The 15,730-nt window shown below is 46.7% G+C and carries 15 protein-coding genes and 1 pseudogene; 15 read left to right on the top strand and 1 reads right to left on the bottom strand.

What is annotated here, in order from left to right:
* The first annotated feature begins 75 nt into the window (after nucleotides 1–75).
* From KZ483_RS17200 to KZ483_RS17165, 8 genes and pseudogenes are all read left to right on the top strand, one after another.
* Complete coding sequence (locus KZ483_RS17200; protein ID WP_220348713.1) at nucleotides 76–783, top strand: metallophosphoesterase family protein; 708 nt, start codon at nucleotides 76–78, stop codon at nucleotides 781–783.
* 254 nt (nucleotides 784–1,037) lie between these two features.
* The gene (locus KZ483_RS17195; protein WP_220348712.1) at nucleotides 1,038–1,277 is read left to right on the top strand and encodes a hypothetical protein; all 240 of its coding nucleotides are present in this window, start codon (nucleotides 1,038–1,040) and stop codon (nucleotides 1,275–1,277) included.
* Between the two features lie 228 nt (nucleotides 1,278–1,505).
* Nucleotides 1,506–1,832 carry a transposase gene (locus tag KZ483_RS17190; protein ID WP_220348710.1) on the top strand — a complete coding sequence of 109 codons (327 nt, stop codon included), beginning with the start codon at nucleotides 1,506–1,508 and terminating at the stop codon, nucleotides 1,830–1,832.
* A gap of 242 nt (nucleotides 1,833–2,074) precedes the next feature.
* Entirely contained in the window at nucleotides 2,075–2,764 is a 690-nt protein-coding gene (locus KZ483_RS17185; RefSeq protein WP_220348709.1) for a DDE-type integrase/transposase/recombinase, read from the top strand.
* Nucleotides 2,765–2,849: 85 nt separating this feature from the next.
* Nucleotides 2,850–3,088: pseudogene (locus tag KZ483_RS17180) on the top strand (recombinase family protein); the annotation flags it as partial.
* Between the two features lie 502 nt (nucleotides 3,089–3,590).
* Nucleotides 3,591–3,944, top strand: a complete 354-nt coding sequence (locus KZ483_RS17175; RefSeq protein ID WP_220348708.1) for a hypothetical protein — start codon at nucleotides 3,591–3,593, stop codon at nucleotides 3,942–3,944.
* A gap of 309 nt (nucleotides 3,945–4,253) precedes the next feature.
* On the top strand, nucleotides 4,254–4,937 hold the full coding sequence (locus KZ483_RS17170; protein ID WP_220353503.1) for an HAD family hydrolase: 684 nt from the start codon (nucleotides 4,254–4,256) through the stop codon (nucleotides 4,935–4,937).
* A gap of 121 nt (nucleotides 4,938–5,058) precedes the next feature.
* Complete coding sequence (locus KZ483_RS17165; RefSeq protein WP_220348707.1) at nucleotides 5,059–5,931, top strand: Cof-type HAD-IIB family hydrolase; 873 nt, start codon at nucleotides 5,059–5,061, stop codon at nucleotides 5,929–5,931.
* Nucleotides 5,932–6,012: 81 nt separating this feature from the next.
* On the opposite strand, the gene KZ483_RS17160 is transcribed toward KZ483_RS17165, so the two are convergent.
* Nucleotides 6,013–6,633 (bottom strand): hypothetical protein, encoded by a 621-nt coding sequence (locus KZ483_RS17160; RefSeq protein WP_220348706.1) that lies wholly within the window; start codon nucleotides 6,631–6,633, stop codon nucleotides 6,013–6,015.
* A 296-nt stretch (nucleotides 6,634–6,929) separates the two neighbouring features.
* Here KZ483_RS17160 and KZ483_RS28665 point away from each other — a divergent pair, with 296 nt between their 5' ends.
* From KZ483_RS28665 to KZ483_RS17130, 7 genes are all read left to right on the top strand, one after another.
* The gene (locus KZ483_RS28665) at nucleotides 6,930–7,058 is read left to right on the top strand and encodes a hypothetical protein (protein WP_258881301.1); all 129 of its coding nucleotides are present in this window, start codon (nucleotides 6,930–6,932) and stop codon (nucleotides 7,056–7,058) included.
* 113 nt (nucleotides 7,059–7,171) lie between these two features.
* A complete protein-coding gene (locus tag KZ483_RS17155) occupies nucleotides 7,172–8,188 on the top strand; it encodes a response regulator transcription factor (protein WP_220348705.1) in 1,017 nt (338 codons plus the stop codon).
* Nucleotides 8,185–10,032 carry a cache domain-containing sensor histidine kinase gene (locus KZ483_RS17150; protein ID WP_258881752.1) on the top strand — a complete coding sequence of 616 codons (1,848 nt, stop codon included), beginning with the start codon at nucleotides 8,185–8,187 and terminating at the stop codon, nucleotides 10,030–10,032. The genes KZ483_RS17155 and KZ483_RS17150 overlap by 4 nt, the downstream gene beginning before the upstream one ends.
* A 73-nt stretch (nucleotides 10,033–10,105) precedes the next feature.
* Nucleotides 10,106–11,644 carry a type 2 periplasmic-binding domain-containing protein gene (locus KZ483_RS17145; protein ID WP_220348703.1) on the top strand — a complete coding sequence of 513 codons (1,539 nt, stop codon included), beginning with the start codon at nucleotides 10,106–10,108 and terminating at the stop codon, nucleotides 11,642–11,644.
* A 68-nt stretch (nucleotides 11,645–11,712) separates the two neighbouring features.
* Nucleotides 11,713–12,666, top strand: a complete 954-nt coding sequence (locus tag KZ483_RS17140) for an ABC transporter permease (RefSeq protein ID WP_220348702.1) — start codon at nucleotides 11,713–11,715, stop codon at nucleotides 12,664–12,666.
* Nucleotides 12,666–13,544, top strand: a complete 879-nt coding sequence (locus tag KZ483_RS17135) for a carbohydrate ABC transporter permease (RefSeq protein ID WP_220348701.1) — start codon at nucleotides 12,666–12,668, stop codon at nucleotides 13,542–13,544. The genes KZ483_RS17140 and KZ483_RS17135 overlap by 1 nt, the downstream gene beginning before the upstream one ends.
* Before the next feature lie 97 nt (nucleotides 13,545–13,641).
* Nucleotides 13,642–15,705 carry a glycosyl hydrolase 115 family protein gene (locus KZ483_RS17130; protein WP_220348700.1) on the top strand — a complete coding sequence of 688 codons (2,064 nt, stop codon included), beginning with the start codon at nucleotides 13,642–13,644 and terminating at the stop codon, nucleotides 15,703–15,705.
* Nucleotides 15,706–15,730 lie beyond the last annotated feature (25 nt).

Raw genomic sequence — 15,730 nt, 5'->3', positions numbered from 1 at the left:
GCTATCTAAGGGGAATCGACGTCAGGAAGACAAGAACGTTAGGTGAAATTGACGAAAGATGATAGGTGTGAGCATATGAAGAATTATGCAATCATTACAGATATCCATGGGAACAGCCCGGCTTTAAGTGCTGTATTAAATGATATACGGAATAAAGACATCGACCACATTTTTTGTCTTGGTGATCTTGTTGGAATCGGGCCTAATAGTAACGAAGTTATTAAATTGTTGTTAAATCAAGACAATATCTCTTATGTTAAGGGCAATCATGATAATGCTGTAGTTGCTGCATTTTATGATCGACAAACACCTGAAGGACATGAGCATGTCCGGTATCATCATAAGTGGTTAGCAGAACGAATGGAAGAAGAATACGTAAGATTTTTGGATAACATGCCTATTAAGATAGAGACGGAAGAGGAGCTCTTTATTCATTACCATCTAGACCAGATGAACAATTTTACGCCTATAGATCAGGAACCAACTGAAGAGAAATTAGATCAATTTTACAAGAATGCTGATTACAGATTGGTTTGTTTTGGACATCACCATGTTGTGCACGAGTACATTACTCCTAAGGCAGTTTATTTTAACCCAGGGGCATTAGGTTGTTTTCACAAACCAGTTGCTCGCTATGGGATTATCAAATTGGACAATCATCGTGTTGAACCTCAGCTCGTAGAAGTACCTTATAATAATTCAGCTTTTTTAAAATCTTATAGAGAACTAGGTGTACCAGAAAGTGATTTTATATTGAAAATATTCCACGGGGGACAACTTTGAGGTCATTTCAAAGAAGCGTCAACTTCACCTAACACAGCATTCACGCATCGGGCCATCCGGCCCTCGATTCGCGGGGAGCATTTTCGGGGGAGATTATTCAGCGGACAACCCTGCACTGCCTAACCGCATCGCGGCCGCTCCCGTTGGTCGCTTAAGGCAGTGAGGGTTCGTGAATGCAAGAGACGTTATAAGAAATCTCGGCATAAACCCAATCAAAACATTTTTTTTGAACAGATTGAAAGAGGGAGAAAAAAATGAAAAGCTTGTATTCATCTACAAGATTTAATGCGGTAGCGATTTTAATCTTAGGAATAATAATAGGAATTTTTGATTCCTGGAGTCAATCAATAGACGGAAATGTTAGTATAAATGGTTCTCGTTTAATAAAATGGGTTTTTGGGTCCTATTGCATTGCTTTAATATTAAATATCTTATCAGGAATTGCGCTTAGATTAGGTAAGATAAACCAAATGGAAAACCAAAAAGAGAAATGATTTTTGTAGGAAGTTCAGAAGGGTCGAGACATCTTATAACACCGCATTCACTCATCGGGGTTTACGACCCTCGTCCGCAAGAAGCATTTTCGAGAAAGCGGATTCAGCGGACAACCCTGCACCGGCTAAGATAGGAGTTATCTAAGCCGGTGCTTTTTAGCCCCCTAATGAATTTGGACAGTACACCTCTTACTCCGATACAATGAGATTGAGGCGGAGGGGAACGAAATGAAGAAGAAGCAATATGACCTGAATTTCAAGAAGATGTTCGTGGCCAAAGGGAAAGAGATTGGCAACATGACAGCTGTAGCTAGGCAACATGAACTGGATCTAAAGATGGTGCTTCGTTGGGCTAGGGAACTGAATCGCAAAGACCTCGATCAACTGGATGAGACAAGCGTGAAACAATCGAAGTTCGTTCCGACAGCCGAAGATTATGCACAACTGGAAAGAGAGAATGAAAAACTGAAGAAGCTCTTTGCCGAGCAAGCCCTAGAGAGGGATATTTTCAAAGACCTACTAAAAAAAACGAACCCGCACTTGCGGATAAAATAGCGATTGCCCAGAAGTATATAACAAGTGGACACAGCGTGAGCTTCGTCCTTCGTGTGCTGGAAGTGGAGCGATCCACCTACTACGCCTTTGTAAACCGGGAACAGCAAACAGTGATGGCAGCAACTCTTCACAACATCGGTCGTCCCGTACTGGCCTCTCATACACACACGATGGGAATCCGGTCAGTGACGAGCAAATTTGCGAATGGCTCATGGAATGTTTAGCTGGCGAAGGCGCGTCGTATGGCTACCGGAAGCTCACTGTGCTGCTCAGAAGACGATATCGGCCGGATTAATAAGAAGAAGGTTTACCGTCTTTGTAAGCGAATGGATGTCCTTCGTCCGCAGCGACAGCTAAAGATCAAATACCCCAAACGTCTGGCGAACAATCGCGTCATTACAGGCTCCAATCAACTCTGGGAAACGGATATTAAGTATGGTTGGATTCATGGCGAACAGCGATTTTTCTTCTTAATGAGCATCCTGGATGTGTTTGATCGTGCCATTATCGCTTATCATATCGGTTTAACCTGTGAAGCAGCTCATCTCATTCAGATTACGCAGGAAGCGCTAATGAAGCGTCAGCGCTTTGATAAAACGGATAGGCCGGTCATTCGATCCGATAATGGTCCCCAATTTATTAGCCACCGATTTGAAGAGGCTTGTGTTACGTTCGAGATGATTCACGAGCGCATACCGCCCAAAACGCCGAATAAGAATGCTCACATTGAATCGTTTCATTCCATATTGGAAGCGGAGTGCTATCGACGACATGAATTTGAGACGTATCCGCAGGCGTATGACGTCGTCAGCCAGTTTATTCAAGATTACAATCACATTCGAATCCATGGCAGTATCTATGATCTGTCTCCGTACGAATACATAGAGGCGATTAAGAAAGGGCTGGTTAGGCCGAAGCAGATAAAGGTCTAAACAGGCGTAAACCAAAGGGTTTGAGCCGGTGCTTTGTATCATGAACGGTTAAAAGGTCAGTAATAAACTCGTCAAATTTTGTGAGTTGGGCATCGAGGATCGTTTTATATTCGTCGATAAGCAGAGTGGAAAGGACTTTATCGGCCACGCTATCAGGCTATGTGTCTAATGATCCGTGAAGGCGATCTGGTTTACGTGGACGCCTTGGACCGTCTGGGACGGGATTATGACGGAATCATTAGTGAATGGAAGTACCTCACACGGGAGATCGGTGCAGATATTGTATGTTTGGATAATGAAGCCTTATTTGATAGCCGGAAGTGGCCTCCCGAACGCCACCCCACTCGCCCTAAGCTATATGGATTGGTTAGCAACCAGTCGTGATGATAATGTTAGTTGAAATTGATGGCTATTTTCACTGAATTCACATTACAGTTGCCAAGTGTACTAAACAGGAATTAAAACAAAAGTATTTACAAGCAAAAAGGCTGAATTCTGATATTAGAGATTTACCTTTTGTATTTTGCAGACTCCCTAGCTTTGATGTAATACCTCTTGATAATGATGTAGAGGTTGATTTTGTAATTGATACAGATATAGATAGAATATACAAACCGTTCTGAAAAAATAGTTGAGGAGTATGTGCTTGCACAGCTCCTCTTTTGTTTAACGAAGTAAACGGGAGGTTAACGCAACAGCAGGAAAAAGGAATCCTAATCCCGAACTGTCAAAGAGAATGGGTTTATGTCTGATCACGATTTCCCTATCATGCCATTGAGTATTATGAAAAGCTGAGGTGATTATTGTGGGAGAGTTACTTTCACGAATGAAGCATAAACACGGAAGGATAATTGATGGAAGGCGACATTTCTGGGACGTAGAAAAACTGTGGGAGTTATCTAAGAACTTACCAGTTCATAAAATCAAGATTGATTCAATAAAGGAACTTGATCAGGACTGTTGGTTTGCAGATAGTGGGAGTAGACCAATTCCAACTATACGCAATGTTGCATTTCATTGTCAGCGAATTATCAACGCAAACATGGAGTACCCAATATTATTATGTTCCGATGGACAATTAATCGATGGGGGACATAGAATTGCAAAAGCATTAATTGATGAAAAAAGTGAAATTGATGCCGTTTATATTACATTACCGGCGGCGGACGTGATTCAATAAAGTACTCCTGTTCTGTAAAGTTGCCTGTCCAAAAAACTGAAATTAGCTTTTGAATCTCCAAAGTAAGACCTAATGTGCGAATGTAATGATTAAACAAACGGGCACGAGATAGCTCAATGACATACATAAGGCAGCCATCAGCAATGATCGGCTGCCTTATGTGCAAACGGGAGTTATGTTATATACAGCTAGGTACTAAACGAAATTATTTACAGGTGATTTTCTCTATGTTAAAGTAAATTATACTTTATTGATTAAAAGCATGAAAGCGTCAAAGCGAAGAAGAGAATAATGAGAAGAGTGATGGTGTTGATAAAAGCTGTTCTGTTCGATTTAGATTTAACCTTATTAGATAGAGATGCGTCTGTTAGAAAATTTGTAGAAACACAGCACGAAAGGTTTAATTTTTGTTTATCCCATATTCCAAAGGAAACATACGTTTCAAGATTTATAGAATTGGATGAAAGAGGTTATGTGTGGAAAGATATAGTATACCAACGATTAATCGATGAATTTAATATCAATGGTATCAATTGGGAACAGCTGTTAGAGGATTATGTATCGGAGTTTCACAAAAGTTGTATTCCTTATCCAAATCTTATTGAAATGTTAGAGCGTCTTAATAGAGAAAATTTTAAATTAGGTTTAATCACTAATGCTCTTGGTGATTTTCAGTTTAGAAATATTAAAGCAATCGGAATTGATAAATACTTTGATGTTATTTTAATTTCAGAGTGGGAAGGTATTAAAAAACCGAATCCAGAGATTTTTTTCAGGGCTTTAGATAAGCTCGAAGTAGAGGCGGAAGAAAGCATATACATTGGTGACCATCCGATTAATGATGTTCAAGCTTCACGAAATGTTGGAATGAAGGGAGTTTGGAAAAAAGACCCCCAATGGGAGATACCCCTGGATGTAGACGGAATTATCAGCGACTTATTAGAGGTACCTGAACTTGTCAAGAGTTTAATTAACAGAACTTCAGGTCAATAAACACCTTCAAAGGCTTCCTACAAGATCAGCAGCCTTTGCCTAACTAAGGTGCAGGTTAATTAAACAACTCAGGTGATAAAACGATAGCTCAATAAACACGAAGATACGGCAGCCGGTATTAGTGGCTGCCGTTTTCTCAACTAACTGGCAGAATACTATAATTGGCAAAAATTGGACTCAGAAATTACAAGGGGTGATGCAGATGTCGAACATACAGGCCATTGTATTGGACTTGGACGGAACCTTACTCGGCAGTGACAAATCCATATCTCTTCGGAATTATCAAGCTGTTAAAAAATGTTTTGATTCTGGAATTCATGTTATTGTTGCCACGGCGCGACCGCCTAGAGCGGCTAACAAATTTGTAGAGGATTTACCTTTTGTAGAATATCTGGTTTATTACAATGGTGCTCTAATAACATACAAGTCTAAGAAAGCTCAGCGACATATTTGTATCCCAATGGAGATAAGCAAACAGATTACCAATTTCATCGAGTTACATGCACCGCAATCGTTAATTTCATATGAGGTCAATGACTCATGGTATACGTGTACACCAGTTCCCGACTCGAAACGTGCTCATTTGGGCATCCGTTCGAGTGATCCTGCGCCCCAGGTTGTTGAAATTGATTTTATTCGATCACTGTCCCCGACCAAAATATTGGTTCTCGGTTTCAGTCTATGGAGCGATATCATTGAGCAGTTCGGTGATGTGAACGTAATCGCAACCGACGGAGGAGTATTAGTTCAAATAATGCACAAATCAGCCTCAAAGGAAGATGCCGTGCAAGGGGTGTTAAGCGAAATCGGGGTTAAACCAGATAATGTAATGGTATTCGGGGATGACTTTAACGATTTAGGACTATTCCAAACGTGCGGATTTCCGATCGCAATGGAAAACGCGATTATTGAGCTAAAAAATTGTGCAAAACACATTACCGATTCAAATGATAACGATGGTGTTGCTGTTGCACTTGAGAAATTTGTGCTTTGAATCGCAAAGTGACTTTGATATTTGATTCAGCTAACGACCACTCCTGACAATGGGGTGGTTTCTTTAATAGAACTTTCTCTTTTATTGATGCTTCCTTCTGATTTTCATACCGATTAAAAATACTATAGCTAATACAACCGCAATGCCCCCAACGAAAATTTCCATATCATAATCCTTATTTGAAATCTGCTTCATCTCGCCTTCAAGGTTTACCTGCTTATCAACTTCCTGTCCCTCACCTATCAGCTTCAAATCTTCTCCTGCATTTGATAATTCCGCAGTACGACTGCAATAACTTGTATATAACTCACCGTTATCAGTCTTATACACATAAACAAGATATGACTTACCTTCTTCAAAGACGAACCCGCAAGACATATCATGTCCAAAGTCATAAACGATAATTTGCGATTGCTTTACGCCCTTCCATGCCCTATCAACTTCAAACAAGTTAGCATCCCTGTACTCGATTGCCCCGACAACACCTTGTTGCTTCCGTTCTTGATTAACCTTTATCACTTTCCCTACGAAAACCGCTTCTGCTTTTTCTAATGCGGTTTTAGGGTCTGGGTTGTTAGCACAAGAACAAGCGTAAGCCTTATTTGGTAAAATCACCCCAAAACTGCTAATCACAAGTATTACTGACAGCAATACAAATGAATATTTTCTCATACCATCACCTACATTATTTGATTCGTTCATAATCTAAACGTCCCTTTAGTGTACATTGTTTCACAGTTTTTAATGTAATAAATGGAATATTCATAGTCGGTCGCTGGAACCTTGACGTGCTATCGATATGATGAGAAAAAGCAAATAACGAATATTGAAATAACAAATATGAAACCACGCGGGTTATCGGTGATAGTTGTCTAATTAATTATGATACATCATGTGTGGTGTCATAATTATTGAGAAAATGTTCAGAATTGGTGAGAATGGATTTTTATAATGGATGAGAAGATACATATTCATTCATGAAGCCGTAGCAAATCTCATTGTTTCAAAATTGTAAGAAGTCCGTTGCCAAAGGACACCTGCTGGAGAAACGTAAAGCGGTTCCACTCGGGATCTCCGTGAAGCTGTACAGGCCCTGGATTCGTCATGTGACCTTATCCGGTGCCTAGTGCGTGTCGCGTATTGTCACTTCTTACGGAGAAAATCGGATAAAAAAAACCAGAAAATCAGACAACTTTTTTTTGCTACAATAGAGACACGAAACCGTATCGGAGGGAAATCTATGTATCATATACTGGTGGCCGAAGATGAACCTTGGATCCGAAGCTCCGTCGTCGAGATGGTGAACCGGATCGGAGAAGGAACGATCACTTTATCGGAAGCGACGAATGGGGAAGAAGCTTGGGCATTGATCCAAGAGACATGGCCGACCGTACTGATTACGGACATCATGATGCCGAAGATTGATGGTCTGTCGCTGATCCAAAAAATCCATGAGCTTGGCATTCCGATGACATACATCATTATCAGCGGGTACGATAACTTTCAGTATGCGCAAAAAGCGATTCGTTACGGGGTTACCGAATATCTGCTGAAGCCGGTGGACATGGAGCAGCTTCGGGAAGCATTGCGCAGATGCGAACAAAACGTAAACAACCTGAAAGAAATCAGCCAATATATGTCGAGATTCCAGCAGCTTGTGAACGCCTTCGGCGAGGCGGCCCCGCAGACGGCCGGCAGAAAAATGTCCGAACTAATCGATTCCGTCTTGAAGCTTAAATATATCAATCCGGCCGCCAGGTTGAATCTGCTTCGCCTTTTCGAGTGGAAACTGACCGGCTTGATGAACGAGATGTCCCCGGGGCAATCCGTTCCGTCGATTCCGGCCGATGCTGAGGATACGGCAATCATTCGCCATTTCAACCAACTGGCCGATATTATGATCATGCATTATGCGAAGCAGAACAAAACGAATACCAATAATATCATCAAACGGGTTTGCGATTACATCCATACTTACTATAAGAAGGACATCTCGTTAACGGAAATGGCTCAATTGGCCAACATGAGCATTTCGTACTTCAGCTCGTGGTTCAAAAGATGCACCGGACGAACCCTGGTTCAGTACATTCAGGAAGTCAGGATTGAAAAGGCGAAGCAGCTTCTGCTCGAAACGCAGCTGAAAAATTATGAGATTGCCGAACAGGTAGGCTTCGCCACACAGCCTTATTTTATCCGGGTATTTAAAAGCTCGGTAGGCGTTTCCCCCAATGCGTACCGAAAGCGGATGTGGCTATGAATCGCATGATCCGTTTCATGTACCGCTATTCCATCAAACAAAAGATGATCGTCGCTTTCCTGACAGTGAGTCTGCTCGGGGTAGTCACGATAGCGGCGTCAGCGGAGCACTACTATACGAGGGCGACAACGCAGGACTTCTATAACATCGCAAGAAGCTCTTCCGCCAGTCTGAATAATCAGATCGATCGTTATTTCAAGCAGCTGATCCGATCCACCTCCGCCGTCATCGCCGGACCGCTCCCTTCGATCGGCGGCCGCGTCAATCCGAATCTGGAGGCCGGAGCCATCCAGGATTGGCTGGCAGGGAAGGTGCCGCTCACCTTGTCAAACCGGCTGATTATTGAGGATACACTTCGGAGGTACATTGCAATCAACTACTCTGAGATCGAAAGTCTCGTCCTCTTGAAGGAAAACGGCGAACTCGTTTCTTCGAACGGACAGGCTGCCTATCGGCCCACAGAACCGTGGCTCAAATTGCCGTTTACCGAGAAAACGGCAGTGATCCCGACGTACGAGTCGTATCCTTATAAAGTTCCGATCGTCTCCCTCGTTATTCCAGTTTTCAGTACAGAGGACACGCGTATGGTTGGCAGACTGTTCGTCAACCTATCGCTCGCCGAGCTGAAGGAAATAATGGGAAAGACAACGATCGGCAAAACCGGGACATTCGTTATCATCTCATCCTCTGATACAGTCGTCTATCACCCGGACTCCAGCCTTCTTGGGAGACCGATCTCTATGACGCCGCTCAATGATCTCCGCTTGAACGAACCGGATACTCTTCAAGAGGCCGGGAAACTGGATTATTTAATTACTTTCACCCGATCGGATTTCACACAATGGCGAATTGTCGCCGTCGTACCGCTGCAAGAGATGGCAACCGGATTGAACGTGGCGACCGAATCGATGCTGCTTGTCCTATTCTTCTTGTTTCTGTTCGTCATTCTGGTGGTGCCGATCCTGACCAAGCTGCTCATGCAACCTGTTATTCGATTGAAAAAAGTCATGAACGAAGTAGAGAGAGGCAATCTGAACGTTCAAGTCGAATGTCATCCCGGCAAAGATGAGCTGCAAAGCTTGAACCGCAGCTTCGGCCAAATGATTCGCCGGCTGAATAACCTGATCGAGGATGTATATCGGTATCAATTGCGGGAAATGCAGCTCGAGGTTCGCCAGAAGGACGCGATGATCAAAGCGCTTCAAGGGCAGATCAACCCGCATTTTCTGTATAATACACTGGACATTATCAGAAGCATTGCTTTTCTGGAAGAGGTTCCCCGGATCGAGAAGATTGCCGTCAATCTGGCCTCGTTCTTCCGATACACCGCTAAGCTGGAGCCTCTTGAAGTGACGCTGCGCGAGGAGATCGACCATCTGCGAAAGTATCTGGAGATTATTGATATCCGCTTCAAGCAAAACTTTCAAAACCAGGTCTACGTAAACGAGAAGTTCATGGCGGCGCGTCTCGTCAAGCTTTCCTTGCAGCCTATCGTGGAGAACGCGGTGAAATATGCGGTGGAGCCGATGAACGGAAATGCCTCCATCCTGGTCAGTGCCTTCGACGAAGGGGACGATCTTGTTGTTGAGGTGGCGGATAACGGTCCCGGAATGACTGCAGACAAACTGGAGTACATTCGGCGCTCCCTCGCCCAGGTTACCGAGCATCATACCGCTGGCCAATACGCCGAACGGGATTCGCTCGGCCTGGCCAATGTACATGGGCGCCTCGTACTGCAGTATGGAGGCCGCTACGGGGTGAGTATTGATTCGTTCCCGGCGAGAGGGACGGTCGTATCCATCCGGTTCCCCAATAAAAAAGTGAAATCGGATAACGAATCGTAAAATGTTGTAAAAACAAAGGGCTCCCTACGATCTACAATAGAGTTTGAAGTCACTTACAGGAGGGGTTCAAAAGTTGAGAAAAAAAATAGCACTTCTTCTCACAGGGGTTCTGGCTGCAGGCGTTATAGCCGGCTGTTCCGGGAACGGACAAGCGGGAGACGCCGGAGGAAAGACGGACAAGGCCGGTGTCGCGGATGACATGAAAGAAAAGCTGACCATCACCTTCATGCCGGAATCATGGGGCGGAGGAAAGTGGCGGGAAGACCACCCGACGGTAAAGTATCTGAACGAGAAATTTAACATCGAGATGAAGATCATGTGGACGGACGGCCCGACATACAAGGACAAATTGAATGTTTTTGCAGCGTCGGGAGACTTGCCGGACATGTATAGAGTCACATCGGACAATTTCGTCAAGTGGCAGAACGAGGGTGTTTTCATGGATCTGGCCCCTCATCTGGATAAGTATCCGAATCTGGCTAAGGCGTTCCCGGATGATCAGTGGAAGATGTTGAACCCGCAGGGGAAGCTGTACGGAATGCCGGCGTGGGGACTCGAGATCCGTGACAGCTATCAAATTCGGGCCGACTGGATCCGCAACGTGGGGCTGACGATGCCGAATGAAGAGACGTTCAACGTCGATGAATTTTATCAGATCATGAAGGCGTTTGCACTGAACGATCCGGACAAGAACGGGAAGAAGGATACGGCCGGCTTCGCCACAGACCAGGAATTAGGGGCGAATACCGCCCAATTGCGGGCCGCTTTCGGCCTTGCCAACGGCTGGAAACTGGTGGACGGCAAGCTGATCCCCCAGAATGTGCAGTCCAAGGAGCAGAAAGACTTCCTCGGTTATCTTCATAAGATGTATGAGGAAGGCGTTATGGACAAAGATTTTCTCAGCAAGAAAGGCATCAACGTCTACGAGCTGTTTCAGGGAGGCAAGTCGGGCATCTGGACCCACCACCCTCTTGGACTGAGGACGGATACAGAAAAGCTGAAAAGTATCGACCCGAACGCTGAATTGGTCCAGCTTGCACCGCCGATCGGCCCTACCGGTCTTCGCGGCAATCCAACGGGCTTAGTCGGAGCCAATAAAGCCGTGATCAACGGCAAAATCGACCCCAAGAAGCAGCAGCGCCTCCTGGAACTGCTCGATTGGTGGATGACCGACGAAGGCACGGATATTATGAGGAACGGGATCGAGGGCGTTCACTATACGAAAGAGGCTAATGGCACCTATAAGCAAACGCCGCTTGGCGATACCGATCTGCCTCGGATTATGAACAACTGGTTTTTCTGGCGCGCCGATCCGGAGTTCTTTGTCCATAAATGGACCGAACCGGCAATCGCTGAATTCGACAGGAAGTATAATGAGAACAATGCCAAATATCCTTGGAAAAACGATTCCGCGGGCCTGGAAATCTATTCGGAGACCTACCAGAAGCTATGGAAGGACCTCGAAACGAAATTCAAGGAAGCCCAGCTCAAAATCGTGGTCGGGCAGGAGCCTGTCGACAGCATTGACAAGGCGATCGCTGATTGGAAAGCGGGCGGCGGCGATAAGATCATTCAAGAAATGAACGACGCGTACGCCAAATATAAGAGCTAGTATTACTAGTCCTGTCGGCCGCATCTGATGCGGCCGACAGATTTTTCGATAAGGAAAGGTGAAGGAGCATGAGGTCGTCCGTAAGCGAATTGAGGGGCGTTAGCAAATCAAGGGCTTCTTCAGCCTCCGCCCATTACATCAAACGCGCTTTTCCCATCTATTTGATGATATTGCCGGGTTTTTTGACGATGATTCTGTTTAAATATTTGCCCATGTTCGGTGTTGTTATCTCGTTTCAGAATTACAGTCCGTTCCGAGGGGTTTGGGGCAGCGAGTGGGCGGGGCTCGATCATTTCGTCCGCCTATTTACCGAGCAGCAGTTTGTGACGCTCCTCAAAAATACGCTGATTCTCAACCTGATCGATATATGCTTTTATTTTCCCGCGCCGATTCTCTTCGCGCTGATTCTTAACGAGATCCGTTTAAGATGGTTCAAGACGACGCTGCAAACCGTCGTATACTTGCCCCATTTCATCTCGATGATCGTCGTTGTCGGGATCACGGTCGTCCTGTTCGCCGGCGAATTCGGCGGGGTCAACCTGCTTCTTGATTCCCTTGGTCTTCCAAGGTATCAAGGATTGAACGATCCGGATCATTTCCGCTGGATATGGCTGCTGCAGAACATTTGGAAAGAAGTGGGCTGGAGCGCAATCATTTATTTGGCCGCTCTCGCATCGATCGACCCGACGCTGTACGAGGCCGCCACGGTGGACGGTGCGAACCGGTGGAGACAAATTTGGCACATCACGCTGCCGTCTCTCGCTCAAGTTATTCTCATCCTATTTATCCTCCGTCTCGGAAGCTTTATCGATGTCGGCTTCGAGCATGTGTTCCTGCTGCAAAATCCGCTCAATCTTGCGGTGTCTGACGTTTTTGACACTTATATTTATCGTGTTGGGGTACAGCAGGGCGAATTCAGCTATACGACGGCGGTCGGTCTGTTCAAGTCGGTTGTCGGGCTGGTGCTGGTGCTCTCGGCGAACGCGATTGCGAAACGGTCGGGAAGGGAGGGCGTGTACTGATGAGCCTCCGCCGTTTAACAGGCAATGAAAGTTCCTTCGATGTTCTCGTGTACGCAATGCTTATCGTATGGGGAGCTTTCATCCTGTTCCCGCTTCTTTATGTGCTGATGACGTCGTTTGCTACTGAAAAAGAATATTTGACCCGCGGTTTCTTCATCATTCCGAGGGAGTGGACGTGGGACGCGTATTTATATTTGCTAGCGAACGACGACTTTGCGAACAGCTTCATGAACGCCGTCATCATTACGACGGTCGGTACGGCAATCAGCATAACTGCAACGACATTGATGGCATACGGCTTGTCCAAGAAATGGCTAAAAGGACGGACTGTATTGGGCTTTATGGTCGTATTCACGATGCTGTTCTCCGGGGGCTTGATCCCGACTTATCTGGTCATCAAGGAGTTCGGGATGATTGATACGTTCTGGTCATTATGGCTTCCAGGAGCTGTCGCTCCGTTCTATCTGATCGTCATGCGAAGCTTCTTCTCATCAATCCCATATGAGCTGGAAGAGTCCGCGCGCGTGGACGGCTGCGGGGAGTGGAGAATGTTTTTCACCATTATGCTTCCTCTGTCCATGGCGTCCATTGCCACCTTTGTGCTCTTTTATATGGTCGGCTATTGGAACACGTATTTTTCGGCGCTGATCTATTTGAACGATTCCGGCATGTGGCCGCTGCAAGTATTTTTGCGGCAGATGCTTGTGCTGAATCAATCCATAGGCGAAACCGCCACCCAGATGCAGGAAGAGCTGGTCTACACGCCCGGAGTGAAAATGGCGGCCATCGTTGTCTCTGCGCTGCCGATGATGATCATTTATCCGTTTCTTCAGAAGCATTTCAATAAAGGCATGCTGCTAGGTTCGTTGAAGGGGTGAGGATCGTTTTTGTTATATCGGACGGCAAAAATTTAAGATTTTTTTCATAAACCCCTTACTGTAAAATCATTGTAGTTAAGATCATAGGAGGATGTAGATGGCATTCATCATCGATAAATATACGTCGTACCGAATTCCAACGGATCCGTCATCGCCGGTCCGCCATGCTTGGAAGATGGTGGAGAGGGATCATTCGCAGGTGCTGGGCGCCGCTCCGAGACTTGTATCGGGGGCTGACGAACCGGCCGATATCGTCATCCGTTACGCAATACCCGAAGACCGTTGCCCGGACCGGCCGGAGGCGTATTGCTTCCGCTTCGTCAAGGACGGCGGCAGAACGGAGCTTCATATTGCTGCGGGCGACGATCTCGGCCTGGTCTACGGCATGCTCGAGTACAGCGGAAAGTACCTGGGCGTCGATCCGTTCTGGTTCTGGGCGGATCTTCCGCCCGAGCGTCGAAGCCGAGTCGAGCTTCCTGAGGGCGATTACGATTCGCCGGAACCGTTCGTCCGGTTCCGCGGCTGGTTCGTCAACGACGAGGTATGCCTGATCGGCTGGAAGGAAGAGTACCCGCCGACCCGCGAGGTATGGCAGCCTGTCTTTGAAGCGCTTCTGCGCTGCGGGGGGAATATGGTCATTCCAGGCACTGACCTGCCGAGGCACGGCGTGCATGCCGATGTGGCCGCTGAGATGGGATTATGGATCACTCACCACCATGCAGAGCCATTAGGCGCCGAGATGTTTCTGAGAGCGTATGAAGGAAAGAAAGCGAGCTATCAAGAGAACCCGGAGCTGTTCGAAACGCTATGGGAGGAAGCGATTGAGAAGCAAAAGGACCGTAACATTGTTTGGGTTCTTTCCTTCCGCGGGCAAGGAGACCAGCCTTTCTGGGTTCAAGATCCCGCATTCGACACGCCTGAGAAGCGCGGTGAAATGATCAGCCGAGTCATACGCAAACAATACGATATTGTTAGCAGCAAGGTAGCCGATCCGCAGTATTGCGTGGCATTGTATGGGGAGATCTCGGAATTATATAAAGCAGGTCATGTCAATGTTCCGGACGACGTTATCAAGGTTTGGGCAGACAATGGATACGGCAAGATGGTATCCCGGCGCCACGGAAACCTGAATCTGCGGGTACCGGCTTTGCCCGAGCCGCATGAAGAAGGGAAGCACGGCATTTACTACCATGTGACGTTTCACGATCTGCAAGCCTCCAATCATTTAACTTTGTTTCCGGCTCCGGCCGAATTGATCAAAGATGAGGTTGAGGGGGCTTTTCGGGTCGGAGCAAAGGATTATGTGCTCGTCAACAGCGGCAACATCCGGCCGCACGTCTATACGCTGGACTTGATACGGGAGCTATGGACGCGGGGGGAGGCGGATACGGAAGAGCATCTTGGGTCGTTTGTCCGCCGAATGTTCCCCTCGGGCTCTCCGGAAATCGCCGAGATGTTCCGCGACTATGCGCGGCGGACGATTTCTTATGGTCCGAACGAAGACGACCGGGCGGGAGACGAGTTCTATCACCATCCGGCCCGCCAAATCGTCGGACACTGGCTTCAAGGGAAAGCGGATCAACCGGATGCCCGCTTATATTGGACGACGGGGGAAGTCGATTTTCCGGAGCAAGTCGAGTGGTTTCGGCGGAAGTGCAGCGAGGCCGTTCATGGCTTGAGCGAGCTGAAGGAGCGGATCGTGAAGCTCCTTCCGGAACTGGCGGAACCGGACCGCCTTCGGCTCAAGGATCATTTGCTGCTGCACGTAGAACTGCATTTGTCCGGCTGCGAGGGCTTTGACGCACTTGGGAAATCGTACTCCGCTTACCGTGAAGGCAGCTATCCGCTGGCGTTCGTCTATGCTTCGCAAGCGATGTGGAACTATCGGAAGGGCCGGGTCGCGCTGCAAGAAGCCGAGCATGGGAAGTGGGCTCATTTCTTCCGCGCGGACTGGCTGACGAATGTCGAGAGCACGGTGCAAAACATGGATACGCTCCGCCGCTGGCTTCGCATGCACGGCGACAGCCCCGATTTCTTCGCGTGGTACAAGCAGTTTCTGATGCCGGAAACGGAGAAATACATTTATTTGGAGAACACGCACCGCAATCCTCTCTCGGATGACGAGTTGGCCAAGAGGCTGGCGGATAAGTTCGGCGTCTGAGAATCAATAACGGAATAATGTGATT

It is taken from the genome of Paenibacillus sp. sptzw28 (genome assembly GCF_019550795.1).
Taxonomy (GTDB): Bacteria; Bacillota; Bacilli; order Paenibacillales; family Paenibacillaceae; genus Paenibacillus_Z.
Note: the sequence above shows the minus strand (reverse complement) of the source record. Positions and strands in the feature narration are given on the sequence as shown.

Excerpts from the sequence above, each read along its gene's own strand:
- KZ483_RS17200 (WP_220348713.1), top strand. The coding sequence starts at position 76 with ATGAAGAATTATGCAATCATTACAGATATCCATGGGAACAGCCCGGCT.
- KZ483_RS17195 (WP_220348712.1), top strand. The coding sequence starts at position 1,038 with ATGAAAAGCTTGTATTCATCTACAAGATTTAATGCGGTAGCGATTTTA.
- KZ483_RS17190 (WP_220348710.1), top strand. The coding sequence starts at position 1,506 with ATGAAGAAGAAGCAATATGACCTGAATTTCAAGAAGATGTTCGTGGCC.
- KZ483_RS17185 (WP_220348709.1), top strand. The coding sequence starts at position 2,075 with ATGGCTACCGGAAGCTCACTGTGCTGCTCAGAAGACGATATCGGCCGG.
- KZ483_RS17175 (WP_220348708.1), top strand. The coding sequence starts at position 3,591 with ATGAAGCATAAACACGGAAGGATAATTGATGGAAGGCGACATTTCTGG.
- KZ483_RS17160 (WP_220348706.1), bottom strand. The coding sequence starts at position 6,633 with ATGAACGAATCAAATAATGTAGGTGATGGTATGAGAAAATATTCATTT.
- KZ483_RS17155 (WP_220348705.1), top strand. The coding sequence starts at position 7,172 with ATGTATCATATACTGGTGGCCGAAGATGAACCTTGGATCCGAAGCTCC.
- KZ483_RS17150 (WP_258881752.1), top strand. The coding sequence starts at position 8,185 with ATGAATCGCATGATCCGTTTCATGTACCGCTATTCCATCAAACAAAAG.
- KZ483_RS17140 (WP_220348702.1), top strand. The coding sequence starts at position 11,713 with ATGAGGTCGTCCGTAAGCGAATTGAGGGGCGTTAGCAAATCAAGGGCT.
- KZ483_RS17135 (WP_220348701.1), top strand. The coding sequence starts at position 12,666 with ATGAGCCTCCGCCGTTTAACAGGCAATGAAAGTTCCTTCGATGTTCTC.
- KZ483_RS17130 (WP_220348700.1), top strand. The coding sequence starts at position 13,642 with ATGGCATTCATCATCGATAAATATACGTCGTACCGAATTCCAACGGAT.